This window comes from Burkholderia sp. FL-7-2-10-S1-D7 (genome assembly GCF_001524185.1).
GTDB lineage: Bacteria > Pseudomonadota > Gammaproteobacteria > Burkholderiales > Burkholderiaceae > Burkholderia > Burkholderia diffusa.
Window position 1 is genome coordinate 33,895 of the sequence record NZ_LOWY01000014.1, and the last position, 26,013, is coordinate 59,907.

The 26,013-nt window shown below is 68.7% G+C and carries 26 protein-coding genes; 17 read left to right on the forward strand and 9 right to left on the reverse strand.

Features of this window, described 5'->3' with window-relative positions:
- Nucleotides 1–369 precede the first annotated feature (369 nt).
- Both WS75_RS04685 and WS75_RS04690 read left to right on the forward strand, forming a co-directional pair.
- Nucleotides 370–1,494, forward strand: a complete 1,125-nt coding sequence (locus tag WS75_RS04685; RefSeq protein ID WP_059679383.1) for an extracellular solute-binding protein — start codon at nt 370–372, stop codon at nt 1,492–1,494.
- Complete coding sequence (locus WS75_RS04690; protein ID WP_059679384.1) at nt 1,491–3,269, forward strand: diguanylate cyclase domain-containing protein; 1,779 nt, start codon at nt 1,491–1,493, stop codon at nt 3,267–3,269. Before WS75_RS04685 ends, WS75_RS04690 begins: the two co-directional genes overlap by 4 nt.
- A 100-nt stretch (nt 3,270–3,369) precedes the next feature.
- Here WS75_RS04690 and WS75_RS04695 read toward each other — a convergent pair whose 3' ends face one another.
- From WS75_RS04695 to WS75_RS04705, 3 genes are all read right to left on the reverse strand, one after another.
- Entirely contained in the window at nt 3,370–3,669 is a 300-nt protein-coding gene (locus WS75_RS04695; protein WP_059600568.1) for a DUF4148 domain-containing protein, read from the reverse strand.
- Between the two features lie 271 nt (nt 3,670–3,940).
- On the reverse strand, nt 3,941–4,201 hold the full coding sequence (locus tag WS75_RS04700; RefSeq protein WP_006760082.1) for a hypothetical protein: 261 nt from the start codon (nt 4,199–4,201) through the stop codon (nt 3,941–3,943).
- Between the two features lie 76 nt (nt 4,202–4,277).
- Complete coding sequence (locus WS75_RS04705) at nt 4,278–5,126, reverse strand: sulfite exporter TauE/SafE family protein (RefSeq protein WP_059679385.1); 849 nt, start codon at nt 5,124–5,126, stop codon at nt 4,278–4,280.
- 344 nt (nt 5,127–5,470) lie between these two features.
- On the opposite strand from WS75_RS04705, the gene WS75_RS04710 reads away from it, so the two are divergent.
- The gene (locus tag WS75_RS04710; RefSeq protein ID WP_059679386.1) at nt 5,471–6,367 is read left to right on the forward strand and encodes a LysR family transcriptional regulator; all 897 of its coding nucleotides are present in this window, start codon (nt 5,471–5,473) and stop codon (nt 6,365–6,367) included.
- 131 nt (nt 6,368–6,498) lie between these two features.
- Nucleotides 6,499–7,131 (forward strand): LysE family translocator, encoded by a 633-nt coding sequence (locus WS75_RS04715; RefSeq protein ID WP_059679387.1) that lies wholly within the window; start codon nt 6,499–6,501, stop codon nt 7,129–7,131.
- A gap of 200 nt (nt 7,132–7,331) precedes the next feature.
- On the opposite strand, the gene WS75_RS04720 is transcribed toward WS75_RS04715, so the two are convergent.
- Nucleotides 7,332–9,017, reverse strand: coding sequence for a purple acid phosphatase family protein (locus WS75_RS04720; RefSeq protein ID WP_059679388.1), 1,686 nt, complete (start codon nt 9,015–9,017; stop codon nt 7,332–7,334).
- 295 nt (nt 9,018–9,312) lie between these two features.
- On the opposite strand from WS75_RS04720, the gene WS75_RS04725 reads away from it, so the two are divergent.
- The 5 genes from WS75_RS04725 to WS75_RS04745 all read left to right on the forward strand — a co-directional run bounded on the left by WS75_RS04725 (nt 9,313) and on the right by WS75_RS04745 (nt 12,480).
- Nucleotides 9,313–9,612 (forward strand): YXWGXW repeat-containing protein, encoded by a 300-nt coding sequence (locus WS75_RS04725; protein WP_059679389.1) that lies wholly within the window; start codon nt 9,313–9,315, stop codon nt 9,610–9,612.
- Between the two features lie 217 nt (nt 9,613–9,829).
- Nucleotides 9,830–10,573 (forward strand): RNA polymerase sigma factor, encoded by a 744-nt coding sequence (locus WS75_RS04730; protein ID WP_082729501.1) that lies wholly within the window; start codon nt 9,830–9,832, stop codon nt 10,571–10,573.
- A complete protein-coding gene (locus WS75_RS04735) occupies nt 10,570–10,989 on the forward strand; it encodes a hypothetical protein (protein WP_059679390.1) in 420 nt (139 codons plus the stop codon). The genes WS75_RS04730 and WS75_RS04735 overlap by 4 nt, the downstream gene beginning before the upstream one ends.
- Entirely contained in the window at nt 10,986–11,489 is a 504-nt protein-coding gene (locus WS75_RS04740) for a periplasmic heavy metal sensor (protein WP_059679391.1), read from the forward strand. The genes WS75_RS04735 and WS75_RS04740 overlap by 4 nt, the downstream gene beginning before the upstream one ends.
- Before the next feature lie 145 nt (nt 11,490–11,634).
- Nucleotides 11,635–12,480, forward strand: coding sequence for a GNAT family N-acetyltransferase (locus WS75_RS04745; RefSeq protein WP_059679392.1), 846 nt, complete (start codon nt 11,635–11,637; stop codon nt 12,478–12,480).
- Here WS75_RS04745 and WS75_RS33305 read toward each other — a convergent pair.
- Nucleotides 12,375–12,815 carry a hypothetical protein gene (locus tag WS75_RS33305; RefSeq protein ID WP_156429710.1) on the reverse strand — a complete coding sequence of 147 codons (441 nt, stop codon included), beginning with the start codon at nt 12,813–12,815 and terminating at the stop codon, nt 12,375–12,377. The genes WS75_RS04745 and WS75_RS33305 overlap by 106 nt on opposite strands.
- 62 nt (nt 12,816–12,877) lie before the next feature.
- Here WS75_RS33305 and WS75_RS04750 point away from each other — a divergent pair, with 62 nt between their 5' ends.
- The 3 genes from WS75_RS04750 (at nt 12,878) to WS75_RS04760 (ending at nt 15,722) form a co-directional block, all read left to right on the forward strand.
- Nucleotides 12,878–14,272, forward strand: a complete 1,395-nt coding sequence (locus WS75_RS04750; RefSeq protein WP_059679393.1) for a DUF1800 domain-containing protein — start codon at nt 12,878–12,880, stop codon at nt 14,270–14,272.
- A gap of 2 nt (nt 14,273–14,274) precedes the next feature.
- Complete coding sequence (locus WS75_RS04755) at nt 14,275–15,438, forward strand: DUF1501 domain-containing protein (protein WP_059679394.1); 1,164 nt, start codon at nt 14,275–14,277, stop codon at nt 15,436–15,438.
- A gap of 65 nt (nt 15,439–15,503) precedes the next feature.
- A complete protein-coding gene (locus WS75_RS04760; RefSeq protein ID WP_059679395.1) occupies nt 15,504–15,722 on the forward strand; it encodes a YXWGXW repeat-containing protein in 219 nt (72 codons plus the stop codon).
- A gap of 21 nt (nt 15,723–15,743) precedes the next feature.
- Here the strand turns inward: WS75_RS04760 and WS75_RS04765 are convergent, their stop codons facing one another.
- Together WS75_RS04765 and WS75_RS04770 are read right to left on the reverse strand one after the other, a co-directional pair.
- Nucleotides 15,744–16,937, reverse strand: coding sequence for a tyrosine-type recombinase/integrase (locus WS75_RS04765; protein WP_059679396.1), 1,194 nt, complete (start codon nt 16,935–16,937; stop codon nt 15,744–15,746).
- A 164-nt stretch (nt 16,938–17,101) separates the two neighbouring features.
- Nucleotides 17,102–18,277 (reverse strand): helix-turn-helix transcriptional regulator, encoded by a 1,176-nt coding sequence (locus WS75_RS04770; protein ID WP_059679715.1) that lies wholly within the window; start codon nt 18,275–18,277, stop codon nt 17,102–17,104.
- Nucleotides 18,278–18,517: 240 nt separating this feature from the next.
- Here WS75_RS04770 and WS75_RS04775 point away from each other — a divergent pair, with 240 nt between their 5' ends.
- The gene (locus tag WS75_RS04775; RefSeq protein ID WP_059679716.1) at nt 18,518–18,898 is read left to right on the forward strand and encodes a DUF4377 domain-containing protein; all 381 of its coding nucleotides are present in this window, start codon (nt 18,518–18,520) and stop codon (nt 18,896–18,898) included.
- A gap of 29 nt (nt 18,899–18,927) precedes the next feature.
- On the opposite strand, the gene WS75_RS04780 is transcribed toward WS75_RS04775, so the two are convergent.
- Nucleotides 18,928–20,316 (reverse strand): DHA2 family efflux MFS transporter permease subunit, encoded by a 1,389-nt coding sequence (locus WS75_RS04780; protein WP_059679397.1) that lies wholly within the window; start codon nt 20,314–20,316, stop codon nt 18,928–18,930.
- Between the two features lie 281 nt (nt 20,317–20,597).
- Nucleotides 20,598–20,948 carry a VOC family protein gene (locus WS75_RS04785; protein ID WP_057925050.1) on the reverse strand — a complete coding sequence of 117 codons (351 nt, stop codon included), beginning with the start codon at nt 20,946–20,948 and terminating at the stop codon, nt 20,598–20,600.
- A gap of 260 nt (nt 20,949–21,208) precedes the next feature.
- Between WS75_RS04785 and WS75_RS04790 the strand changes: the two genes are divergently transcribed.
- The 4 genes from WS75_RS04790 to WS75_RS04805 all read left to right on the forward strand — a co-directional run bounded on the left by WS75_RS04790 (nt 21,209) and on the right by WS75_RS04805 (nt 25,994).
- Nucleotides 21,209–22,348 (forward strand): LLM class flavin-dependent oxidoreductase, encoded by a 1,140-nt coding sequence (locus WS75_RS04790; protein ID WP_059679717.1) that lies wholly within the window; start codon nt 21,209–21,211, stop codon nt 22,346–22,348.
- A 166-nt stretch (nt 22,349–22,514) separates the two neighbouring features.
- Nucleotides 22,515–23,708 carry an acyl-CoA dehydrogenase family protein gene (locus WS75_RS04795; protein WP_059679398.1) on the forward strand — a complete coding sequence of 398 codons (1,194 nt, stop codon included), beginning with the start codon at nt 22,515–22,517 and terminating at the stop codon, nt 23,706–23,708.
- Between the two features lie 10 nt (nt 23,709–23,718).
- The gene (locus WS75_RS04800; RefSeq protein ID WP_059679399.1) at nt 23,719–25,476 is read left to right on the forward strand and encodes an FAD-binding protein; all 1,758 of its coding nucleotides are present in this window, start codon (nt 23,719–23,721) and stop codon (nt 25,474–25,476) included.
- A complete protein-coding gene (locus WS75_RS04805; protein WP_059451250.1) occupies nt 25,476–25,994 on the forward strand; it encodes a flavin reductase family protein in 519 nt (172 codons plus the stop codon). The genes WS75_RS04800 and WS75_RS04805 overlap by 1 nt, the downstream gene beginning before the upstream one ends.
- The last annotated feature ends 19 nt before the right edge of the window (nt 25,995–26,013 follow it).

Genomic DNA, 26,013 nt, shown 5'->3' on the forward strand with positions numbered 1-26,013 from the left:
CATTGTCTGACGAGCGGCCTGAAAAGGAAAGCGCGACGGCCGCGACGGCCGGCCGCGCTTTCGGGGCGATGCCAGTGCCGATGCTTGCGCCGCATCAGGCCGCGTTCTGCTCCGCGTTGCGGCCGTTCGCACCGTCCCTTTCGCCTGTAAGCGTCCGGCGCCAACGACGCGTCACGACTTTCTCCTGATCATTCGTTGTCCTCGCATACGCATTCGTCTGCGCACGACGACATGCGATCGAAAGGGGGCACGCATGTCGCCCTCCGCATGCGCGCTGACGCGGTGCGCGTACGGCTTGTTCCAATTGCGCGGCGATATTTTTTATGGTCTTGTTGCACGATCATACGTCGACTCGAAAAAGGACGGCGGATGCAGTCGGGCCATTCATACGGGGATCCTTTGATCAGGGGAATAGGCGCGCGCGAGCGTGGGCTTCGTGCCGTCCGTCGATTGCTCGTCCTGTTGGCGCTGGGCGTGTCATGCGTGCCCGCGTTCGCCGCTTCTCCCGAGACCGTCAACGACAACGTGCTGCGCGTCCTTGCATGGCCCGGCTATGCGGACAACGATGTCGTCCATGCATTTGAGACGCAATTCCATACGCGCGTCGAAGTGACGTTCGTCGATTCCGACGAAGCGTTGTGGACGCGCATGCACAGCGCGTCGCCACCGCCGTATGACGTGCTCGCGGCCAACACGGCCGAGATCCAGCGCTATGCGCGCGGCGACCTGCTCACGCCGATCGACCTGTCCCGGATCCCCAACCGTCGACGGCAACTGCCGAATTTCCGGCAGCTCGAGACGATCGGCGGGCTCGTGCACAACGGCGCGACCTATGCGATTCCGTTCACCTATTCGTCGATGGGACTGATCTACGATCGCAAGCAGGTGCCGGTCGCGCCGCGTTCGATGCTGGAACTCTGGAATCCGCGTTACCGCGGCAAGGTGCTCGACTTCAACAGTGCGCAGCACAATTTTTCGTTCACCGCGCTCGCGCTCGGCTATCCCGACCCGTTTCACCTGTCGCCCGCGCAAACCCTTGCCGTCGCGCACAAGCTGGTCGACCTGCGACGCAACCTGCTCACGTATTACACGCTTCCGGAAGAGGCGACCGCGCTGTTCGTCCAGCATCGCGCGGCGCTGATGTTCGGCAACTACGGCACGCAGCAGGTCGAACAACTGCGTCGCGCCGGTGCGGATGTCGGCTACGTAATTCCGAACGAAGGCGCGCTCGCGTGGCTCGACTGCTGGGGCGTCACGCGCGGCGCGGAGCATCGCGAGCTCGCGTTCGCGTGGATCAACTACATGCTCGAACCGGCGATCGGCGCGCTGCTGACCGAACGCCAGGGGCTCGCGAATACGCTCGAACCGCCACCCGGTCTCGAGTCCGGCAACCAGCACCTCGTCTGGATCCAGCCGGTCGAGGACATCGGGCGGCGCGAGTCGCTATGGAGCCGCATCGTATCGGGCGATCGGCCGGAGCGGTTCGACAAATGATCAGGCTCGGGCTGACGTCGAAGCTGTCGGTGCTGTTCGCGTGCATCGGCGTGATCGCGTCCGGCACGACCGGCTACTATGCGTACCGCGCGAACCGGACGATGCTCGTGCAGGAAGCACAGCACAGCCTGCTGATGTCGACGCAACTGCTCGGACAGCGCTTCACGACCGCGCTGTCCGACGTGGCTGACGATGCGCTCGTGCTCGCGCAATTGCCGTCGGCGGCGCTCGTCGCGGGTGGCGGCGGCACCGATCGCGCGCCGCGCTCGCGGCTCGAGCAGGTGTATTTCAGCTTCATGAAGAACCACCCCGAGTACCTGCAGATTCGGCTGATCGCGCGCGGCGATTTCGGGCTCGAGCGCATCCGCGTCGATCGCGATGTGCACGGCATCGTCGTGCTGCCGGAGAGTGCATTCCAGGAGAAAGGGCAGTTTTCCTACGTATTGGACACGCTTGCGACGGCGCCCGGTCATATCTACCTGTCGCCGATCGTGATCAATCACGAGACCGGCTCGCATGCGGCCGAAGGGCTGCCGATCCTGCGCGTGGGCACGCCGGTCGTCGACCAGGCCGGCGTGGTCGTCGGCGCGCTGGTCGTCGACGTCGAGTTGTCGCGCATGTTCGATCGGCTCGAGCGCGACCTGCCGCAAGACTACGTGGTGTTCCTCGCGAACGAGTGGGGCGACTTCCTCGTGCATCCCGATCCGTCGCAGATCTTCGGCTTCGATCGCGGGCGGCGCGTGCTGATGCAGGACAGCTTTCCCGACACGCGGCTGCTGTTCACCGGGACGCGCACGAACGTGACGCTCAACGGTCTCGCGCAGCCCGACGAAGTACCGGGCGAGATGCTCGCGTTCGTGCGCACGCCGTTCGGCAAGAACGAGGGCAACCGCTTCGTCGTGCTCGGCATGGCGCGTCCGCTCACGGACGTACTGGCGCCGGCCGGGATGCTCGGCGAACGGATCATCCGGATGGTGTTCCTGATGAGCCTGGCGGCGGTGATTCTCGCGATCCTGTTCGCGCGTGCGATCACGCGTCCGTTGCAGCTGCTTGCGCGCGCGGCGACCCACGTGTTCGACGATCCGGCCGCCGAACGGTTGCCCGTTGTGCGGGCCGACGAAATCGGCGTGCTGGCGCGCTGTTTCGACTGCATGCGCGTCGAGATCCGCACGCAGGTCGCGATGCTGCGCGCGAAGCAACTGGAGCTCACCCACCTCGCCGGTCACGATCCGCTGACCGGCCTGCCGAACCGCCTGTTGTTCATGGAGCATCTCGATGCCGCGATCCGGCATGCGGCCGCCGTGCGCGAGGGGCTGGCCGTGATGTTCGTCGATCTCGACCGCTTCAAGCAGATCAACGACCAGCACGGGCACGCGGCCGGCGATCGCACGCTCGTCGCGGTCGCGAAACGGCTGAGCCGCGTGCTGCGCAGCGGCGACATGGCCGCGCGGCTCGGCGGCGACGAATTCATCGTGCTGATTTCGGACGTGCGATCGCCGGCGGTGATCGACGATATCGCGTCGCGTATCCAGATCGTGATGGCCGAGGAACTGGAGTTCGGTGACCGTCACCTGGCCGTGGGCGCGAGCATCGGTGTCAGCGAATATCCGGTCGATGGCGCGTCGGCGGAGGAACTGCTGGTCAAGGCCGACGCGGCGATGTACGCGGCCAAGGCGTCCGCGCCGTGCGCGTGCGTGCGTTACCAGGAGCTGCTGGGCGGCGGTGGCGGCGGCGCGGATGCGGGCGCCCGCGTGGCGGCGGGCGGCGGCCGCTGACGGCTAGCCGGTCCAGCGTGCCGCGCAAACGCGACGAGCCCGTCACGGGACGGGCTCGCCGGATCCGGGTGGACTGCGCGCGATGCGCGCAGCGGCGGGCTTAGTGGCCGAAGTAGACCGAGTCGCGCGCGTTGTGCACCTTGACTGCCGGTGCGCCGCCCTGGACGACCGGGGCCGGTTGCGCGCCGTAGCCGCTGGCGTCGGCGGCCTGCACGCGCGCTTGCGCTGCCTGGATGTCGGCCGGGTAGTGCGGGCTCGACTGGCTCGGCTTGTAGCCGGCGTTTTCGAGCTGGACGAGTTCGTTGCGCACTTGCGCGCGGGTCACGGTGCTTTGGGCGAATGCGCCGAACGAAGCGGACAGGGCAACAGCGGCAACGACTGCGGAAACGAGCGATTTCATGATGACCTCCGATGTTTTATTGAGTTCGCCGGCGACACCATGTCGTAAGCGATTGATTACATCGTAGGCGTCAGCCGATTCAGGGTAAACGTGGATTCCGACTAAAGATCGTTGCAAACGGGATAATAATCCCAGCGAAAATCCGATCCGTCCCTGTTCCGTGCGGCGGAAATTGCAAACCGGTGGTGGGCGGGAGCGGCGAGGCGCCGCGCATGGACGAGCACCCGGCGGCGGGCGCCGGCAGGTGGAACGGGATGGGGGCGTTGCCGGATCAGACGCCGTCGGCGTCGTCGATCTCCTTGCGCTCGCGGCGTTCTTCGTTGCCGCGGCGCGCCCGCAGACGCTGGCGCGACAGGACCGCGATCACCTGCTGGGTGGGCGCGCCGGACGGCAGTTCGTTGCGGATGCGATCGGGCACCATCGGCAGGCCCGCGCGCTGCCGGCGCAGTGCCTTCGCGATTGCCCGGCGGCATTCGTCCCCGTGGCAATCCCATTCATCGCGGATTCTCTGGCAATAACGGCATTGTTCCATCGAGACAGTCTAACGCGTCTTGGGGATCGGGGCTGAAGGGGGAACGGACCGTGACGGGGCCGACGGGCGGCCGACGTCATTTCGCGTTTGCGTGCGGGCTGTCGACCTGCGCGACAGGCGATGCCGCGTGCCGGAAGACGCCCGACTTCCAGATCATCTGGGACGCGGCCACGAGCACGAACAGCAGGACGACCATCCGGAATACGCGCGGTGACATTTTGTCCCGCAGCGGGCGAACGAGCCACATGCCGGCGATGGCGGGCAGGCTGGCCGCGGCCGAAATCGCGAGGTCGGCGGCGCTTGCATGTGCGGCGCCGCTGAACGTCGTGACCAGCGTGACGATCGACACCACGAGGATGATCGCGATCTGCTTCGTGAACGCGCGGCCGGTCGCGCCGGATGAAATCAGGTAGGTGGCGAGCAGCGGCCCCGGCACCGACGCGATGCTCTCCATCAGCGCCGCGCCGAACCCGAGCGCGAACCCGACCGGCTTTTGCCATGCCTCCAGCAGGTTCAGCTTCGGCGCGCTCAACATCAGCGCCGCGGCGACGATCAGCAGCGCGCCCGACGCAGCCTGTGCATGGCCCGCGTTCAGCGACAGCAGTATCGCGACGCCGGCGACGTTGCCGAGCACGGTGCCCGCGATCGGTGCGGCGATCTTGCGTGCGGTCGCCAGTACCTCGCCGCCTTCCAGCGCCTGCGGGATGTTGCCGAGGATGATCGGCATCGACAGCAGCAGCACCGCATGCCGGATCGGCAGGAACTGGCTCAGGATCGGCATCGCCACCAGCGGAACGCCGATGCCCGTGATCCCCTTGACCATCCCGCCGAGCAGCAGAGCGACGGCGATGCCGATCAGGTCGAGCAGCGCGAGCCCGTGCAGGCTGGACACCAATACACCTTCAGTCAGATCGAGATGAGTCATCGGGAGCAGGTCGAGACATGAGCGGCGGCGGGGCGGTCGACGGCACCCGTTGCCGGTGCGTGCGATGGCGCACGCCGTTGTTTGGTTTTGCGTCGAACCGGTCGCCCGTTGCATCGTCCGCCATCGGCATTCGACAGGGAGGCTTCGGCGCTTGCGCAAGCCCGCGCGTGCCACGGCGCCGGCGTTCGACACGGTTCGAGGCTGAATCTTACCCGAGCGCGGCGCGGGGCATCGGGCGCGGTCGTGGGGCCGCGCCCGTCGAATATCGTTGGGGCGCTTCGATACGATTCATGACGTGTGGCCCTATCATGTGAAAAATACATGGACCGAAACAAGGAGGCGAGATGACGCTTGCGCAGTTGCAGGCCCTGGCGGCCGTGGTCGAACTCGGCTCGCTGACGGCCGCGGCCGAGCGGCTCAGTCGCAGTCAATCCGCGATCAGTCATGCGTTGACCGAACTGGAGGACATCACCGAGGTCAAGCTGCTGTTGCGCGACCGCCAGCCGGTCGTCCTGACTGCTGCCGGCGAACGCCTGTGGCCGTACGTGCAGAACGTGGTTCGCGAAGCACAGACGCTGCGCCAGCAGTTCGGCCTGTCGCGCGGCAAGCTCGAAGGGCGGCTGGTGGTCGCGTCGCTGCCGAGCGTTTCGCTCGCATTCGTCGTACCCGCGCTCGAGGCGTTGAAGGCGGCGCATAAGGGCGTGACGGCGGTACTGCTCGAAGGCACGGACGCGGAGGTCGAAGGATGGCTCGACGACGGCACCGCCGACGTCGGCGTGGTCGCCGGCACGAAGACCTTCGCGAACAATCTGCCGCTGCTCGACGAGGATTTCGTCGCGGTGGCGGCGGACGGCATGTTCGACGGCCGCAAGACCGTGTCCGCGAAACTGTTGTCCGAGATGCCGTTCGTTTTCTCGAAGGCGGGGTGCGGGCCGGTCATCGCGGATTACTTCGCGCGCAACGGTGCGTCGCTTCGCGCCGCGTTCAACGTGGTCGAGATGCGGACCATCCTGTCGATGGCGGAGGCGGGAATGGGCGTGTCGATCGTCCCGCGCATCACGCTCACCTACACCCCGTTCGGCGGCCGGCTGCTGGAACTGTCGCCCAGGCTGCGCCGTTCAGTGCGCCTGTCGTGGAACGCGACCGGCAATGCGATCGCAGACGCATTCGTGAAGCTGGTCGACGCCCAGCGCGCGAAGGCGGGAAAGGCGATTCAGGTACGGGCGAGAAAGGGAAAGTAACGCGTCGGCAGCGCGACGAGGGGGTGAAGCGCGTTCATGGGCGACTTGCAGTTTATTCATGCCGGCAGCCGTCTGCATGCAATACATTGTGGGTCACTCGCCCTGACTTCACTGCCTCGAAGGAGACCGCCGTGCCGGCCTTGCCCACCCTGATTGCTTTCGGACTCTTGTCGCTCGGCATGGTCCTGACGCCCGGCCCGAACATGATCTACCTGATCTCCCGCTCGATCTGCCAGGGCCGCCGCGCGGGGCTGGTGTCGCTCGGCGGCGTCGCGCTGGGGTTCGTGTTCTACATGTTCTGCGCGGCATTCGGCCTGACCGCGCTGGTGCTGACCGTGCCGTACGCGTATGACGTGCTGCGTTTCGCCGGCGCGCTGTACCTGGCGTATCTCGCGTGGCAGGCGCTCAAGCCGGGCGGCCGCTCCGCGTTTCAGGTGCGGCAATTGCCGCACGACAGCGGCGCGCGACTCTTCACGATGGGCTTCGTCACCAACCTCGCGAACCCGAAGATCGCGGTGATGTATCTGTCGCTGCTGCCGCAATTCATTTCGCCGGGGCACGGCAGCGTGCTCGCGCAATCGCTGGCACTGGGTTGCGTGCAGATCGCGGTCAGCGTCAGCGTCAACGCGCTGATCGCGAGCATGGCCGGCTCGATCGCGGGGTTCCTTGCCGATCGGCCGGCCTGGGCACGGGGGCAGCGCTGGTTGATGGGGACCGTGCTGGCCGGACTGGCCGTGCGTATCGCGCTGGAGTCACGAAGCTAGCCGGTGGAACGGCTTGCGGCGGCAATCGACGTACCGATGCGCATGCAACGGCGAACGCACGGGCGCAGCCGATCCGCGTGAAGCAGGCCGTCGCGCATTCGCCGTACCGGTAAGTGGACGGTGCGCGTTGCGCACGATGTCCCGCACGAGCCAGCCCCGGCCGCCCGCCGCGCGATCACGCACTGCGGGCGGCCGACGCGTCAGCGCTCACCGCGCTTCTTGCTCAGCTCGATCGTCTCGAACAGCTCGTACTGCGCGGTCGGGTTCTGATCCGCGCCCGGCGCGTGGTAATAGCGCATCGTGATTGTCGTGTGGCCGCCCGGCTTGCCCGGATCGTGGTCGAACACGGCGATCCCGTAGCCCGTGCCCGTATCGCGGCGTGCGGACCAGATCGCATCCTCGAGCGCATCGGCCGGCTGGCGCACGAACGTGTTCGGCGCGGTGCCCGGCACAGGCCGGTTCGGTTTCGTGAAGACCTTGGCCTGCGCAAAGCCGGTCGCCGGGTTTTCGCCGTACACGTCGAGCGGCGCACTGGTGCCGCCGCCGCCGAGAATCAGGTGAATCGTGCCGTGGCTCGTGTCGAACGTCGTGCCGTTCGGGTCGGGCGACCCTACCGGACGCGGCTGCAGCGTCTCGACGACTTCGCCGGTCGACGCATCGACGCCCGCGCGGTGATTGCAGCCGCGCACCGGGTAGCTGCGCTCGTAGTCGTGATCGTGACCGCACAGCACGAGGTCGACACCATAGCGGTCGAACAGCGGCAGCCATGCCTCGCGAATGCCCTTGTCCGAGCCGTTGCCCGTCTTCGACGAGCTCAACGCATCCTGGTGCATTTGCACGACGATCCAGTCGATGTCGTCATCGTGCGATGCGTGGCGCAGCGTGTGCTCGAGCCAGCGCGTCTGCTCGCCGTTGCTGTAGCCGCGTACGTAGAACGACGTGCCCGGTTCGATCGGCGCGCGGCCGGTGCTCGCGGCCGGCACGAGCGGATTCGGGCCGCCGACGAATGCGGCCGCATCCTGGTACACGACGTCGTCGGCGTCGAGCGAGATGAACAGCACCGAGCTCACGCGGAAGCTGTACCAGCGGCCCGGAAAGCGCGTGCCGTTCTCCGGCAGCGTGTAGCGCGCGAGATACGAGTCGAGTCCCTGCGGGCCGTTGTTGAATTCGATCTCGTGATTGCCCGGGCATGGCATCCACGGGCGGTTCGCGGCCGACGTCTGGTTGTTGTTGCCGAAGTCGCGCCACACCTCCGGCTGATGCGCGGGGTTCAGGTTCGCGTAGCAGAGGTCGCCGTTCAGCAGGTGGAACAGCGGCTGGAACTGCTCGACGGCCTGCACCGCGAAGCGGCTTTGCGGCGACGACAGCACCCACGCGCCGTTCGGCGTCGCGAGGTCGCCGTAGCTCGTGAAGCGGAACGGCGCGCGCCCGCGCGGCGCGGTCGTGAAGGTCGCGGCAAACGGCCGCGCGGCGTTGCTGTCGTTGTCGGCCGTCAGTTCATAGCGGTAGCGCGTGTTCGGCTTCAGGCCGTGCACGCGTGCGTGGTACGTGAACACGGTTTCGCCGTTCAGGCCGTCGGTGTAGATGCGCTGCACGCCGTGCACGGTGCGTGCCGGTTCGCCGTCGGCGACGATCCGCGCGCGCGGATTGACGGCCGGTGCGAGCGACGCCCACGAGATCACGACTTCCGACGTTGGGTCGCTGCCCCACGTCAGGTGCACCTGCTCGGGCGTGCCGTCCGGATTCGACGCGGCCGCGCGGGTGGCCGCGAGCCCGCCCGCGGCGGTGGCCAGGCCGGAGACGCCGGCCAGTTTCAGGAAGCCGCGACGCGACACGGAAGCGGCCGGCTCGTTCGACTCGGCGGGGAGGTTTTCCTGGTTCGACATGATCGTGTTCTCGTTGAATGACACGTGAGATGCGGAGCTGCCCGGCCGTGCGCGAGCGCGCCGGGGGCATGGGCCGGAAACGAGCGGGATCCCGGTGACACGCATTGTCGAAGTGCAGTTTTGCCGGGTTGTGACAGACGGTAATCGATGCCTGGGCCCGATGCGCCGATGGCGTGCGCGGCGTTGCCGACGCGGCAGAAATTTATTTGCATGTGTCGCGACGGATTTTTTCGCATGCGTCGTTTAACGAACGAACGGCCACTTCCGGCCGGGAAACGATGCTTCGGAGTCTTGCATGAAACTTTCCATTTCATTACGACTTGCCGCAGGATGCTTGGCCGCGCTGGCGACGTCCGCCGCCTTCGCGCAGGCCGTCATCATCGCACCGGTCGCACCGCCGCCGCCGCGCGTCGAAGTGATGCCGGCGCCGCGCGCGGGCTACGTATGGGATCAGGGCCACTGGCATTGGCGTCAGGGCCGCTACGTGTGGATTCCCGGTCACTGGCAAGGGGTGCGCGCCGGCTATCACTGGGTGCCGGGGCATTGGGCCGCGCGCGGCCCGAACTGGCGCTGGGTGCCGGGCCACTGGGCGTGACGCGCAGGGCGCCGCGCGGCGCGCAGTGCCCGCGCGGCGGGACTTCCACACAACCTCATCAGTCGAGCCATGCCTTTTCGAACCATCGTGATCCTGACAGCCGCGGCCATCGTGCTGGCCGGCTGCGTCGTGGTGCCGGCGCGCCCGGTGTATTACCGGCCCGCGCCGGTCGTCGTATATTGATCGCGCCGGCCGACGGACGATCGACAGGATCGATATGCCGTTCGAACCGGATCTCGACGAAGTCGACCGGGCCGATCCCGGGCGCGGCGCACCAAGTATTGGAGAAGCGCCGGTCCGATGCACGCAAGGAGAGCACGACGATGAGCTTCAGCCGGACAACGGGCGCAACCGCCGGCAGCATGCGGCGTTCGCACCGCGCATCGCGGAGCGGCCTGCGTTGAGCGACGCCGATCCGGACGCGGAACTCGTCGCGCGGGTTGGCGCACGCGATGCGTCGGCCGTGCGTACGCTCGTCGCACGCAAACTGCCGCGCTTGCTCGCGCTCGCGACGCGCATGCTCGGCGACCGGACCGAAGCCGAAGACGTTGCGCAGGAAACCTTCCTGCGAATCTGGAATCATGCGCCGCGCTGGCGGGATGGCGAAGCGCGCTTCGACACGTGGCTGCATCGCGTCGTGCTGAACCTGTGCTACGACCGCTTGCGCGGGCGGCGCGAGGAGCCGGTCGACGCATTGCCCGACATGCCCGACCCGCAACCCGAGCCGGCCGCGCACGCGGAATTGCGCTCGCGTGACGCGCGCGTGCGCGAGGCGCTCGCCGCGTTGCCGCCGAGGCAGCGGGAAGCACTCGTGCTCCAGTACTATCAGGACATGTCGAACGTTGAAGCGGCGAACCTGATGGGCATCACCGTCGATGCGCTGGAAAGCCTGCTCGCGCGCGCAAGACGCAACCTGCGCGCGCAACTGGCCGGCGACCCACCTAGCGAGGACAAGCGATGACACCCGAAAGATTCCGTACCATCGTCGCCGCGTACGGCTCGGATGCGCGGCGCTGGCCGCAAGACGAACGCGCGGCGGCCGAAGCGTGGGCGCAAGCGCATCCGCGCGACGCGCTGGAGGCGCTCGACGATGCCGCCGAGCTCGATGCCTGGCTGATGCAGGACGTGGTCGCGCCGCCGGCGCCGGCGCTCGTCGAGCGCATCGTCGCGTCGGCGCCGGTGCCACAACGTGCGCGGCGCCGGGGCAGGGTGTGGTGGTCGGGCGCGGCGTTCGCGGGTGTCGGGCTGGCCGGCGCGTTGGCCGGCGCGGTGGCCGTGTCGATGCTGATGCTCGGCAGCGCGCCGATCGCGCAACACGAACCGGGCTACCTGACGACGACGTTCGGCGGCCCGAGCATCGACGGAGGCGACGAATGAGCGAACGCGGCTGGAAATTCGTGCTCGTCGGGTCGGTCGTGCTGAACGTGTTCATGCTCGGCGCGATCGGCGGCGGCGCGTATCAGTGGTTCTCGACGCATCGTGACCTGAATAGAACGGGGATGCCCGGACAGCGCACGGCGTTGCGGTTCGCCGCGGACGGATTGTCCGATGCGCGTCAGCGGGCGTTCGCGGCGGCGCTGAAGGCGGCCCGCAAGGACGCTCGGGATTTCGCGCGGGAAGGGCGTGATGGGCGGATCACGGTGCTCGATCTGCTGGCCGCGCCGCAGCTCGATCGTCCGGCGATCGATGCGGCGCTCGCTCGGACGCGAGCGGCCGACAGTGCGTTGCGCGGGCAAGTCGAGCGCAGTGTCGTCGATTTCGCGGCGACGCTGACGCCGGACGAGCGTGCGAAGTTCGTCGACGGGTTGCGGCGTAGCGGGAACTGGCGGTTGCCGGCGAGATTGCAGAAGCAGCAGGGGGCGGCGGGAAACGAGTAAGCCACACGTCGTCCAGTGACGGCGCGAAATGACCGTTCACGCCGATACCCGGCCCGGGATTATGATGGTCAGATCTGCAGCACATTCCCGATGCACTCACCGCAACGCGTGGCGGCGATCTCGAGAGCCGCGGCAAGGACGAGCCATGGATCGAAACGAAGACTTTATCGTGCGCACCATGTCGGCCAGTGAAGTGGCCATGTCGGTCGAGTGGGCGGCCGCGGAAGGATGGAATCCTGGCCGACACGACGCGCGTTGTTTTAGGGAAGCGGACTCGGCCGGTTTCTTCGTCGGCATCTGGCGCGGCGAGCCGGTCGCTTGCCTCGCGGCGGCGGCTTATGACGAACACTTCGGCTTCATCGGTCTCTACATCGTGAAACCGGCGTTTCGTGGCAAAGGCCTCGGCATGCGCATCTGGCAGCACGGCATGCGTTACCTTGGAGAACGAAACATCGGCCTGGACGGTGTCGTTGCCCAGCAGGCGAATTACGGGAAGTCGGGGTTCCGGCTCACGTATCGCAACATCCGCTATCAGGGGCGCGTGGGCGGCATCGGGCGCGCGCAGGTAGCGGCAGCGGCCGACGTACCGTTCGAGCAGTTGCTCGCCTACGATCGCCAGTGTTTTCCGGCGGCGCGCGAGCGTTTCGTCTCCGTCTGGATCGCGCAGCCCGATGCCGTTGCGCTCGCGACCATCGACGCGGGCCGTGTTGCCGGATACGGTGTCGTGCGCCGCTGCCACGCGGGCTGCAAGATCGGCCCGCTCTTTGCCGATGACGCCGACGTCGCGACGGGGCTGTTTCGTGCGCTGGCGTCGCGCATGCCCGGCGAGGTGATCGTGCTCGACGTCCCGGAAACGAACCCCGCAGCCGTCGCGCTGGCGGAACGTCACGGCATGTCGAGCGTGTTCGAGACCGCGCGGATGTACACGAAGGAAGCGCCCGCGATTGCGATCGACCGCGTGTTCGGGGTGACGTCTTTCGAGCTGGGGTGATCGTCGCGAGCATGGCCGGCCCGGAACGGACGCCGGATTTGCCCATGCGTGTGCCGACGTGACGCCATCTCCTGGCTAATTCTCAACCAGGATTCGAACTCGGTGTGGTTCTGGTTGAACGCCTTGGCGTCGGACACTGTTTCCGCGCGCACGATGCCGTGGATGCCACGGAACTTGCCGGTCCCGCCGGGGATATCCAGTTCCGTGAGGTTCTTCAGCCGGTTCTCCGTTTGCCTACCGGCCGGCGCAAGCAAATGCGCGACGCCAGCTGAAAGCCGCGTGCAAGAAGCGGCAGATTCGACGTCTACCAGCCGAACCGGAAATATTTCGTCCATCAAGCGACGGATTTCCCGCCAGCCACCGTTAAACACGGGTACGCATCGCGAGAGCCCCCGTCATGGACCATCCAAACGACATCTCACCGACCGCCATCGCGCTGAACCGTTTCGGCCTCGGCGCGCGGCCCGACGAAGCGCCGCCTGTCGATCCGAAGGCCGCGCTGGTCGCCCAGTTCGACCGTTACGACGCACGGCCGGCCGCATGGGCTGGCGAACCCGACGCGGTCACGCTCGCCACGCGCTTCGCGACGACCCGCAACGCGATGACGAGCGACGACGCGGCGGCCAGACGTGCCACCGAGCAGTCGATCCGTCGCGACGGCTACGATGCGTATCGCAGCGCGGTCGCCGCACGACTGAACGGCGCGCTCGTCACGCCCGCGCCGTTCGTCGAGCGTCTGGTGCATTTCTGGGCGAACCATTTCGCGGTGTCGGTCGACAAGGGGCAGGTGGCCGCGTATGCGGGCGCATTCGAGCGCGATGCGATCCGCCCGCACGTGCTCGGCCGCTTCGAGGACATGCTCGTCGCCGTCGAGCAGCATCCCGCCATGCAACTGTTCCTCGACCAGGCGCGCTCGGTCGGCCCCGACAGCCCGGCCGCGCTGCGCGCCGAAGCCCGCAATCCGGCGGCGCGACGCGGCCTCAACGAAAACCTCGCGCGCGAAATCATGGAACTGCATACGCTCGGCGTGCGGACCGGCTACACGCAAGCGGACGTGACGGAATTCGCGCGCGCGCTGACCGGCTGGAGCATCGCGGGCGGACGCGGGCCGCAGCCCGGCGATGCGGCGCCGGGCGCGTTCGTGTTCCGTCCGAAGCTGCACGAACCGGGCGCACGCACGGTGATGGGACGCACCTACGACCAGCCGGGCGAAGCGCAGGCACGCGCGATCCTGGCCGACCTGGCACGTTCGCCCGCGACGGGCCGGCATATCGCGTTCCAGCTCGCCCGCCATTTCGTCGCCGACAATCCGCCGCCTGCGCTCACCGACCGGCTCGCCCGCGCATTCGAGACGAGCGGCGGCGATTTGCCGACCGTCTATCGCGCGCTGGTCGATGCGCCCGATGCCTGGTCGCCGGTCAATCGCAAGTTCAAGACGCCGTGGGAGTGGGCCGTGTCGTCGCTGCGCGGGCTCGGTTGGCGCGACGCGGGCGACCTGAAGGTCGCGCCGCTGCTCGCGCAACTCGGCCAGCCGGTATGGCGGCCCGGATCGCCGGCCGGTTACGACGACGTTGCCGCGAGCTGGGCCGCGCCCGACGCGCTGGTGCGCCGCGTCGAGATCGCGCAGCGGCTGGCTGCACGCACGGGCGACCGGCTCGACCCGCGCACGCTCGGCAATACGCTGCTGGCCGGCTCGCTGAGCGCGTCGACGGCGACCGCGCTGTCGCGTGCCGAAAGCGCGACCACGTCGCTCGCGCTGCTGCTCGTGTCGCCCGATTTCCAACGGAGATGAACATGGCCCGATCCTTGACTCGTCGACATTTCCTGAGCGTCGCCGCGGCCGGTGCGGGCGCGATCCTCGTCGCGCCGCGCATCGTGTTCGCAAACGTCGAAACCGACCGGCGCTTCGTGTTCGTGATCCAGCGCGGCGCCGCCGACGGGCTGAACATCGTCGTCCCGTATGCGGAGCCGGCGTATGCGTCGCTGCGCGGCCCGCTGGCGATCGACGCTGCAGCGGCGACGCGCATCGACGGCATGTTCGCGCTCCATCCGTCGCTCGTGCAGACCGCGCAGATGTATCGCGACAAGCAGGCGCTGTTCGTCCACGCGATTGCATCGCCGTATCGCGACCGCTCGCATTTCGACGGCCAGAACGTGCTGGAGACGGGCGGGCGCGCGCCATACCAGGTGAGGGACGGCTGGCTGAACCGGCTCGCCGCGATGTTGCCGGCGACGCGCGACCGCGCGATCGCGTTCGCGCCGACGGTGCCGCTCGCGTTGCGCGGCAGCGTGCAGGCCGCGTCGTATGCGGCGTCCGGTCTGCCGGCCGCGCCGGACGACCTGCTCGCGCGCGTATCGGCGCTTTACGAGGCCGACGCGCAGCTCGGGCCGCTGTGGCAGTCGGCGATGGCCGCGCGGGGCCTCGCCGGCGATGCGCATGCGCGCCAGGATCCGGCGGGCGTCGGCAAGCTTGCGGCGACGTTTCTCGCACGCGACGACGGCCCGCGGATCGCGATGATCGAGACGGGCGGCTGGGACACGCACAGCGCGCAGAACGCGCGGCTCGCGAATCAGTTGAAGGCACTCGACACGATGCTCGCCGCATTGCGCGACGGACTCGGGCCCGTGTGGCAGCAGGCCACGGTGCTCGTCGCGACCGAGTTCGGCCGCACGGCTGCCGCGAACGGCACGGGCGGCACCGATCACGGGCAGGCGTCGGTCGCGATGCTGGCGGGCGGGGCGGTCGCGGGCGGGCGCGTGATCGCAGACTGGCCAGGCTTGCGGCCGGGCGACCTGTACGAAGGACGCGACCTGAAGCCGACCGCGTCGCTCGATGCGCTGATCGCGGGCGCGGCCGCCGAAAGCCTGCGGCTCGATCCCGGCCATACCGCGGCCGCGCTGTTCGCGCAAAGCGGCGCGACGCGGCCGATGACGGGCCTCGTTCGCGAAACCGCGTGACGCGCGGCATGCGCGCGCTCGCATCCGCCAGCCGACTACCTATGACACAACAGGGAGAATCGACGATGAAGATCCGATCCGTATCGCTTGCCGTGTTGGCGGCGACGAGTGCCGTGCTGATGTCCGCGTGCGTGGTGGAACCGGCGCGGCCGCCGCAGCCCGCGCCGGTCGTCGAGGTGGCGCCGCCGCCGCCGGCGCCCGGTTATCACTGGGCCAAGGGCCATTACCGCTGGGCCGGCAATCACTGGGCGTGGGTGCCCGGACATTGGGTGGCCGTGTATTGAAGCGCGTGAACGGCGCGCCGCTCACCACCCGATGCGGTGCTTTTCCTCGGTTTCGCTGTGCCGCCAGTCGTCGTCCGCATGCAGATACTGGCTCGTCGTCGTCAGCGATACGTGCCCGAGGTTGTCGCGCACGAGCCGCAGATCGACGCGGCCATCGGCCATGTGCGAGCCGGCGCTGTGGCGCAGCCAGTGCGCGGATGCCTGTTCGAGCACGCGCGCCTGTTCTTCGCCTGCATTCCCTTGCGCACGCAACCGATCGGCCGCGAACCTGAACACCTGCTTCACGATCCGGTGCAGCGCCGCGCGCGTGAGCGGCTTGCGCGTGCGACCGACCGGCAGCACGAGCGGCGTGGGTTCGCCGTCGGCCGGCAGCGCGGGCAGGCCATGCGCGCGCCGGTAGCGCGCGAGCTCGGCCATCATCTCGGCGGTGGCCGGCACGAGCCGCTGCCGGCCGCCTTTGCCGGTCACGTCGAGCCACCAGCGGTCGTGCCCGTTCGCATCGCGCCGCGCAAAGAATTGTCCCATCGTGGTGTCGGCTGCTTCGGTGATGCGCAGCCCGCCGAGATACAGCAGCGTGAATACCCAACGCGCGCGATCCGCATGGAAGGCGGCGCGCGCGTCGTCGCGCGGCATCGCGGCGATCGCATCCTTGACCGCCTGCCACAGCGGCGGCCCGAGATGGCGCGTGACGCGCGGCGCGGGCCGTCGTTGCCGCTGCCGGGACAGCGCGAGCGGATTGCCGGCCAGGTAGCCGGCCTGCACGAGCCACGAGAACATCACGTTCAGGATGACCATCGCCTGCCGCTGGCTGGCCGCCGACAGCGGCCCGTAGAACGGCCGCCAGCGCGGGTCGCCGCGCGGATGCTTGCGGCCGCCGTTCGCGCACCACAGGTCGGCCGGCACGGGCGCGAGCAGGAACTGCCGGTAGACGACGAGATCCTCGTGCGTGAGCGACGACAGCGGCTTGCCGCACGCGATGACGGCCCACAGCAGCAGGCGTTCGGCTTCCTTGCGGTAGTTCTGGAACGTGGTGGGCGTATCGACGAAGCGTGCGAGCCACGCGCGCACGGCGTCGAGATCATGCGTCGCGGCGATCTGAGGATGCGCGCTGGTCGAGCGGTTGGTGCCCGCGCGTCCGTCGAGCGCGGCCGGCACGGTCAGCGTATCGATCGGCTGCGGCCGCAGCGCAACGCCGGACGGAACGGGTGAGGTCATGCGAAGAGGTGGCGCGGCTCGCCGGTGAGCGGGCGGGCGCACGCGGCGCGACGAAGCGTACGAGGAAGCGCCGATGGTAATACACGATCGCCATGCGGTGAAGCCGCCGTCGATCGCGCGTGTCCGGCCGGTGACGAAGCGCGTGGCGGACGAGCACGGCTACGTCACCCCAGCGACAACACGCTGTTCAGCAACGTCCGCACGAGCGTCGCCTGCCGCGTGACGCCCGTCTTCGAAAAGATCGCCCGCAGGTGCGAGCGCGCGGTGTTCTTGCTGATGTCGAGCTCGTCGGCTGCCTCCTCGAGCGTCGACCCGTTGACGAGCGCGAGCGCCAGGGCGGTTTCGGCCGGCGTGAGGTCGAACAGCTTGCGCACGATGTCGTGCGACGCCTGCGACTTGCGTTCGGCATCGCGGATGAAGATGGCGCACGCCGGCCGGCGCGGATTGTCCTCCGACCATTCGCTGAGCGGGACCGTGCGGATCAGCACGCCGAGCGGCGGCTTGCCCGACGGGCGCGGCACGGCGATCGCCTGCGCGACCGTCGGCGCGCCGCCCGCGCGCTCCGCGAGCACCTGCCGGATCAGCTTCTGCAGCTTGCGGTCCTCCAGCGGATACGAGGCCTCGAGCACGCCGCCGCGCACGCGCAGGCCGTCGCATTCGGCGAAGATCTCGTCCGCGACGGAGTTGGTCTTCATGATCGTGCCGCGCTCGTCGAGGATCGCGGTCGCGACGAGCATACGGTCGATCGTGCTCGCGTACAGCATGCGCTCCGATTCGACCATCCCGAACTTCGCATGCAGGCGCACCGCGCGCTTCAGGTGCGGCAGCAACGCGTTGCAGACGGCCTTGTCGGTCACGGAGAACGCGTGGCCGTGATGCGAGCGGCACACGCGGAACCGGCATTCGATCCCGTCGGGCGTGCGCAGGTCCGCGCCCATCAGGTAGCCGACGTCGAACGGCTCGAGAAACTCGCGATACATCGCGCTGCCGCGCCACACGCCGACGCCGGGCAACTCGTCGACGGTGACGACACGATCGCTCGGCAGGTTCACGAACGGATCGAGCGCGTAATAGTAGTTGTTGTACGACGCGACGCCCGGCAGCGGCGCACCGTGCCCGGACGCATTGATCATCAGCCCCGCGTGACCGCTGGCGGGCCAGCGCAGGATCATCGTCACGTAGTTCGCGTCCAGATGCACGCGGATCCGTTCGAGCGCGCCACCCCATGGCACGTCTTCCAGCGGGCCTTCGTAGATTGTCGCGAGCAGCGCGTCGAACTGCTCGAGCGTCAGGCTCGATCGGGCAAGGCTCGGGGGAAGGGCCGGGGGCGCCGTGGTCATCGGGGTTGTCTCCTGTTGCAGCGCCGGGGCGCGGTGCGCCGGGCGTGCGGGTGCGTGCACGGGCGTATCCGGACCGCCGACGGCGGCGCGCGGCGGCCGGCACCGGCATACGGTAGCGCGCCGGCGCACGCGCGACATCCCACGAATGAGGGTGGCGGCATGCCGTTGTAAGCCATTCGTGAACTTTCCCGAAGCAGCGTTCGTCTAATCGGCCCGCCAATGCTTCCCGAGGAACACCCGATGATTCGCAAGACCAGAACGCTGCTCGGCGCGGCCGTGATCGCCGGCGGCATGCTGCTCGCCGGATGCCAGACTGGAGCGGCCGCGACGGACGCGCGCGCGGCTCGCCCGGCCGACGGCCGGCCCGTGACCAGGACCGTTTATGTCGCGCCGCAGGCGGCGCGCTGCACGGGCGTCGCGCCGATGGACTGCCTGCAGGTGCGCAGCAGCCCGGCGGAGCCGTGGAGCCTGTGGTATGCGGGTATCGAGGGTTTTGCGTACCAGCCGGGCTATCAGTACGTGCTGGAAGTGGACGAATACCGCGTCGCGCAGCCGCCGGCCGACGGCTCGTCGATCCGCTGGGTGCTCAAGCGGGTCGTCGAGCGCCGCCAGGTGAACTGACGGCCGGTCGCGCCCGCCCGCGGCGCCGCTTACGCGGACTGCCGCGGCGCGACTGGCCTCGGCGGCGCGGCAGTGTCGATGCGCCGGAACACGACGGACGACAGCAGCGTGACCGAGCCCATGCAGACGAACGACAGGATGAACCCGCTCGCCATCGAGCCCCAATGCGCGGCGAACAGGTTCACGAGCCCGCCGCCGATCGACACGCCGAGCCCCATCGCCAGCATCTGCATCATCGTAAACAGGCTGTTGCCGCTGCCGGCGTCGGCGTGCGACAGGCCCTTCAGCGTCGCGGCGTTCATCGCGGCGAACTGCATCGAGTTCGCCGCGCCGAACACGATCAGCAACGCCATCTCCAGCGCCGGCGCGGGCCGTGCCGAGACCAGCGCGAACCCCGCGATCGTGCAGCCGACGATTCCCGTGTTCACGACCAGGAACGTCGCATAGCCGAAGCGTGCCGCGAGCGGCGCGATCCAGCGCTTCGCGATCACGCCGGCGATCGCGGCCGGCAGCATCATCATCCCCGACCGTAGCGGCGTATAGCCGAGCTGCACCTGCATCAGCAGCGGCAGCATGAACGGCACGGCGCTCGTGCCGATCCGGCACAGCAGGTTGCCGAGCAGCCCCGAGCCGAAGTTCGGTTCGCGGAACAACCCGAGCCGGAACAGCGGCTGCGCGCGGCGCCGCGCATGGGGCAGGTACGCGAGCGCGCTCGCCATGCCCAGCACGGCGAGCCCGATCGCCCAGCCGGTGCGGTGCGCGGGCATTGGCGGATCGATCGCGAGCGACAGCGCGATCATCGCGACCGACAGCAGCGCACAGCCGACGAAGTCGAACGGCGGCGGCTGCATCGCCTGATCGTGCGGCAGGAAGCGCTGTACCGCCATGAAGCCCACCACGCCGACCGGCACGTTGACGATGAACACCCAGTGCCAGGAAATCGCCTGCGTGAGCCAGCCGCCGAGCGTCGGCCCGACGACCGGGCCGAGTTGCCCGGCGATCGACACGAACGCGATCGCCGCGACGTACCGTTCGCCCGGCACGCGGCGCAACACCGCGAGCCGGCCGATCGGCAGCAGCATCGAGCCGCCGATGCCCTGCACGGCGCGCGCGACGACGAGCTGGCCGAGCGTGTGCGACGCCGCGCAGCCGATCGACGCGAGCGAGAACACCAGGATGGCGAGCGAGAACACGCGGCGCGTGCCGAACCGGTCGGCGAGCCAGCCGGACGCCGGCGTGAGCATCGCCATCGTCAGCGTGTAGACGACCACGACCGGCTGCATCGCGAGCGGCGACGCATGCAGGCTTTGCGCGATCGACGGCAGCGCGGTGTTGACGATCGTCGTGTCGAGCGACTGCATGAAGAACGCGGCGGCGACGATCCACAGCAGCGCGGAGTGTGAGGGTTCGCGGGACATGACGAAACGGGAAGTGCGGCGACCGGCGCGGTGGCGACGTGACGGGCGACGCGGCCCGGCAGGCTCGCGTCGGCGCACGGCCGGTCTACAAACGTCCGATGGTACCGATTCCGGTGGCCATCGGGAAGCCGCTTGACGGCATTGACCGTCATCGACATTGCCGATGACGATGCGGGACGCTCGATCCCGTCCCGCTCATTACCCGACACCGATCGTCCCCGCGGCATCCGGCCGGGTTCCCGCCGGCCGGATCGCGTGGCATGCGCGCCACACGTGACTGCTCACGCGGCGCGTTTCTGCGAAATCACCAGCAGCGCGCCGTTCCTGTCCTCCAGCACCGCGCGGTATTCGTGCGGCCCCGCCTGCACCGGCACGCGCACCGACGCGCCTGCCTTCACGACCCGCGCCATGGCCGCGTAAAGGTCGTCGTCCTCGTCCACGCGCAACGTGAGCGCCGCGCGTTCGACGATCTGCTCGTCGCCGGCCACCAGCGCGATCGTCAGCGGGCCGCCGTCGAGTGCGCAATAGCGGTCGCCGTCTCGAAACTTCACGTTCAGGCCCAGCCCGTCGACGAACAGCGGCAAGGCCGTGTCGATGTCGTCGACCGGATACAGCAGCATCGATACCTTCATTCGCTCTCTCCCTCGTCTTGATGTTTACGGTCCGCACCGGGCCGTCATTCGATGCTAGCGCGCGGTGCCGGCCGCGACGCAGTCTGTTCGGATGACGGTGAAACCCCTCTGTCCCCGCATGCATGCCGTTACTCCAAACAGACGATGTCCGTGCGGGCCCGCGCGCCGACACTCCCATCCGTGGACCGTCGCTATTCGTCCGTATCGTGCGGGCGGGCCGCACGACCCCGACTCGTCCAACATACATGGAGACGCACGCAATGAAGTTTTCCCTCATCTACGAAGCCCAGACCACCGACGCATCGCGCGAGGGCGACCACCGGGTATTCAAGGAGACGGTCGAACAGGCGCTGCTCGCCGAGCAGGTCGGCTTCGACACGATCTGGTGCGTGGAGCACACGTCGCTGACCAACTATGCGCACATGAGCGCGCCGGAAACCTTTCTTGCGTACCTGGCCGGCCGCACGACGCGCATCGGCCTCGGCCACGGCGTCGTGTGCCTGCCGCCGGCGATGAACCATCCGATCAAGGTCGCCGAGCGCGTCGCGCTGCTCGACATCCTGTCGGGCGGCCGCGTGCACTTCGGCGTCGGCAAGGGCGGCAGCCAGCAGGAAGCCGGTGCGTTCGGCTACGACCTCAACGAGCTGCAGCCGATGATCGACGAGTCGATGTACCTGGTGCCGAAGATGTTCGTGCAGGACGAGATCGAGCACGACGGCAAGTACATCCAGATCCCGAAGCGCCCGATCCACCCGAAGCCGTTCCAGGATCCGCACCCGCCGATGTACCTCGCGTGCACGAATACCGACGCGCTGCTGCGCGCCGGCCAGCGCGGGATGGGCGCGCTGGTGCTCGGTTTCGGCGGCCCCGACGAAGTCGCGAAGAAGAACGCGGTGTACCGCGAAGCGTGGGCGAACCGCAAGCCGGAAGACCAGGTCGGCTTCCGCCCGACCCAGCACCTCGCGGCGCTGTGCCCGACGGTCGTGATGGCCGACGGCCAGGCCGCCCGCAAGATCGGCATCCGCGGCCAGCGTTACTTCATGGAGTCGCTCGCGTACTGGTACACCGGCGGCGAGCGTCCGGACCCGGCGAAGTGGGGCGACGACCTGGTGCAGGCCGACACCGGCGAGATGGTGATCCGCTCGCGCTTCGCGTCGGAGGAAGTCGTCGTGAACTTCGCCGACCCGGCGCTCGCGATGATGAACCCGAACCACGCGTACGGCACGGTGGACGACTGCATCGGCTATGTCGGCCGCCTGCAGGAAGCCGGCGTCGACGAAGTGCTGTTCCTGTGCCAGATGGGCACGGTGCCGCACGAAGCGCAGATGGAGACGATCCGCAACATCGGCGAGCACGTGATCCCGTTCTTCAACAAGGAGAAGGAACGCGCCTGCGCGTAAGGCGGGGCGGGCCGCGCCCGTCGTCCCTTCGGACGATGCGGCGCGGCCGCGCGAGCCCGACCATCGTCGGCAGGAGCCCTGGCTCGCGGCGCCGGCCGCGACGAACCACTTAGAGAGAGACCGGGATGCGCGCCGCCGCGCGCGCCCCGTATCACAGGAGACATTCGTGCACCGCGACAACGATTCGAACGCACTGGCCGCCACGCTGATCGCCCGGGCCGAGGCCCTGGCGCCGACGCTGGCCGGCCGCGCCGCGCAGGCGGAAGCGCAGGGCCGCATCCCGGCCGAGACGATCGCCGACATGCAGGCCGCCGGCTTCTTCAAGGTGCTGCAGCCGAAGCGCTACGGCGGCTACGAGCTCGATCCGCAAACCTTCTTCGACATCCAGATGGCGCTCGCGCGCGGCTGCATGTCGACGGCATGGGTATATGGCGTCGTCGGCGTGCACAACTGGCAGCTCGCGCTGTTCGACGAACGCGCGCAGCAGGACGTGTGGGGCAAGGATCCCGCGACGCTGATCGCGTCGACCTACATGCCGGTCGGCCGCGTGACGCCGGTCGAAGGCGGCTTCCGGCTGTCCGGCCACTGGAAGTTCTCGAGCGGCAGCGAACTGTGCGAATGGGTGTTCCTCGGCGCGCTGGTGCCGCCGGCCGAAGCCGGCCAGCCGCCGGAATACCGCACGTTCCTGCTGCCGAAATCCGACTACCGGATCCAGCAGGACTGGGACGTGCTCGGCCTGCGCGCGACCGGCAGCCACGACATCGTCGTCGACGACGCGTTCGTGCCCGCTTACCGCACGCACAAGGCGCTCGACGGGATGATGGGCACGAGCCCGGGCCTGGCCGTCAACGACGCGCCGCTGTTCAAGCTGCCGTTCGCGCAGATCTTCGTGCGCGCGGTGTGCACGTCGTGCATCGGCGCGCTGCAGGGCGCACTCGACGATTTCACCGGCTATGCGGCCACGCGCGTGTCGGCCAACAGCGGCGCGAAGACGACCGACGATCCGGGTGCGCAGAACGCGTGCGCGAACGCGGCCGTCGCGATCGACGAGATGAAGGTGCTGCTCAAGCGCAATTTCGCGGAACTGATGGCGTCGGTGACGGGCGGCCCGGCCGTGTCGATCGAGCGCCGCGTGCATTTCCGCTACCAGTCCGCGCAGGTCGCCGAGCGCTGCGCGCAGGCCGCGAACGCGCTGCTGCGCTATGCGGGCGGCAACGGCATCTACCACCGCAATCCGCTGGTGCGCCGCTTCCTCGACCTGCATGCGGCCCGCGCGCACTACGCGAACAACGTGGACCGCTTCGGCCAGAACCTCGGCGCCGTGATGCTCGGCCGCGAGAACACGGACTACTTCATCTGATGAGGTCGCGATGAACGACACGCAAGCGCAGCAATACGTGTTCGACGTCGTGGTCGTCGGCTCCGGCGCGGGCGCGCTGCTCGCGGCATGCCGCGCGGCCGACCGCGGGCTGTCCGCCGTCGTGATCGAGAAGACGGCGCTGTACGGCGGCACGTCGGCGATCTCCGGCGGCGGCATCTGGATCCCGTGCAACCACCACATCGCGGAACTCGGCGCGACCGATACGCGCGAGGCCGCGCGCCGCTATCTCGATGCGTGCACGGCCGGCGCGTCGTCGCGCGAGCGGCTCGACGCGTATCTCGACCGGGCGCCCGAGATGTTGCGTTACCTCGAAACGAAGACGCCCGTTCGCTACCAGGCGCTGCCGAAGTACGCGGACTATTTCCAGAAGCTGCCGGGCGCGATGCCGGGCTATCGCGCGCTCGATCCGCTGCCGTTCGACGGCGCGCTGCTCGGCGACGAACTCGACCGGCTGCGTCCGCCTTCGCCCGGCACGCTGATCGGCGGCCGTGTCGCCGTGACGTCGAAGGAGGCGCACACGCTGTTCTCGCGCGGGCCGGGCTTCATGAAGCTCGCGATCACGCAATTCGGTCGGTACTGGCTCGATTTCGGCGTGCGCCGCCGCACGCGGCGCGACCGGCGCCTGACACTCGGCAATGCATTGATCGGCGGGCTGCGCCGCGCGCTGCTCGACCGCAACGTGCCCGTGTGGCTCGACACGCCGATGCGCGACCTGATCGACGTCGACGGCCGCGTGACGGGCGTGCGCGTGCAGCGCTTCGGCCAGCCGGTGACGATCGTCGCGCGGCGCGGCGTGATCCTCGGCGCGGGCGGTTTCGAGCGCAACCAGCCGATGCGCGAACGCTACCTGCCGCAACCGACGCAGATGCAATGGAGCGCGACGCCGCCGGCCAACACCGGCGACGCGATCGCCGAAGGCCACCGGCTCGGCGGCGCGCTCGCGCTGATGGAACACGTCTGGGGCGCGCCGACGGTCGGCGTCGCGGGCGAGGAGAAGCAGCGCGCGCTGTTCGTCGAACGCAACCTGCCGGGCTGCGTGATCGTCAACGGCCTCGGCAAGCGCTTCGTCAACGAGGCCGCGCCGTATTCCGAATTCGTGCCGGCGATGTATCGCGACCATGCGCGCACCGGCGCATGCGTGCCGGCGTGGATGGTGTTCGACGCGCGCTTTCGCCGCAAGTATCCGTGCGGTCCGATCATGCCGGCCCCGATGATGCCCGATTCGCGCATTCCGGACGCGTTTCGCGACGTGCTCGTGAAGGCCGACACGATCGATGCGCTCGCCGGGCGGATCGGCGTCGACGCGGCCGGGCTGAAGGACACGCTGCGCGACATGGCGCGTTACGCGGCAACCGGGATCGACGACGCGTTCGGCAAGGGCGACAACCTGTTCGACACGTACTACGGCGATCCGAGAAACCAGCCGAATCCGTGTCTCGGGCCGGTCGACGAGGCGCCGTTCTATGCGGTGCGGATCGACGCGGGCGACATCGGCACGAAGGGCGGGCTCGTCACCGACGAGCACGCGCGCGTGCTGCGCGCCGACGGCGCGCCGGTCGACGGCCTGTACGCGATCGGCAACACCAGTGCATCGGTGATGGGCGCGAGCTACCCCGGCGCGGGCTCGACGCTCGGTCCGGCGATGACCTTCGGGTTCATCGCCGTCGACCACCTGGCCGCGCAGGCGGCCGACGCCGGCGGACGGTCAGACCGACCGTCCACGACTGAACTTGACGGAGTCCAATGATGAGCGATCTCACTACCCATCCGCTGCGCACCGACATGCTGCTGGCGATGCGCCGCCTCGCGCGCTCCGTCACGGTCATCAGCAGCGCGCACGACGGCCGGCGCTACTCGATGTCCGCGACGGCGGTCGATTCGCTGTCGACCGATCCGCCGTCGCTGCTGATCTGCATCAATCGCAATGCGTCGCTGTATCCGCCGCTCGACGCGGGCGCGCCGTTCTGCGTGAACGTGCTGTCGGCACGCCACGAAGGCATCGCGATCGACTGCAGCGGCCGCCTGAAGGGCGAAGCGCGCTTCACGACGGGCGAGTGGCGCACGTCGCCGCTCGGCGTCCCGTATCTGCACGATTCGCAGGCGAGCCTCGTGTGCGAGCAAGACGGCCGTTTCGAATACGGCACGCATACGGTGTTCATCGGGCGAATCCGCGAGGTGCTGATGAGCGGCGACGTCGATCCGCTCGTCTATCTCGACGGCGCGTATACGACGCCCGGCGCGCCCGCGAACCGCGCGGCCGCGTGACGGCCGCACGCTTGACCGC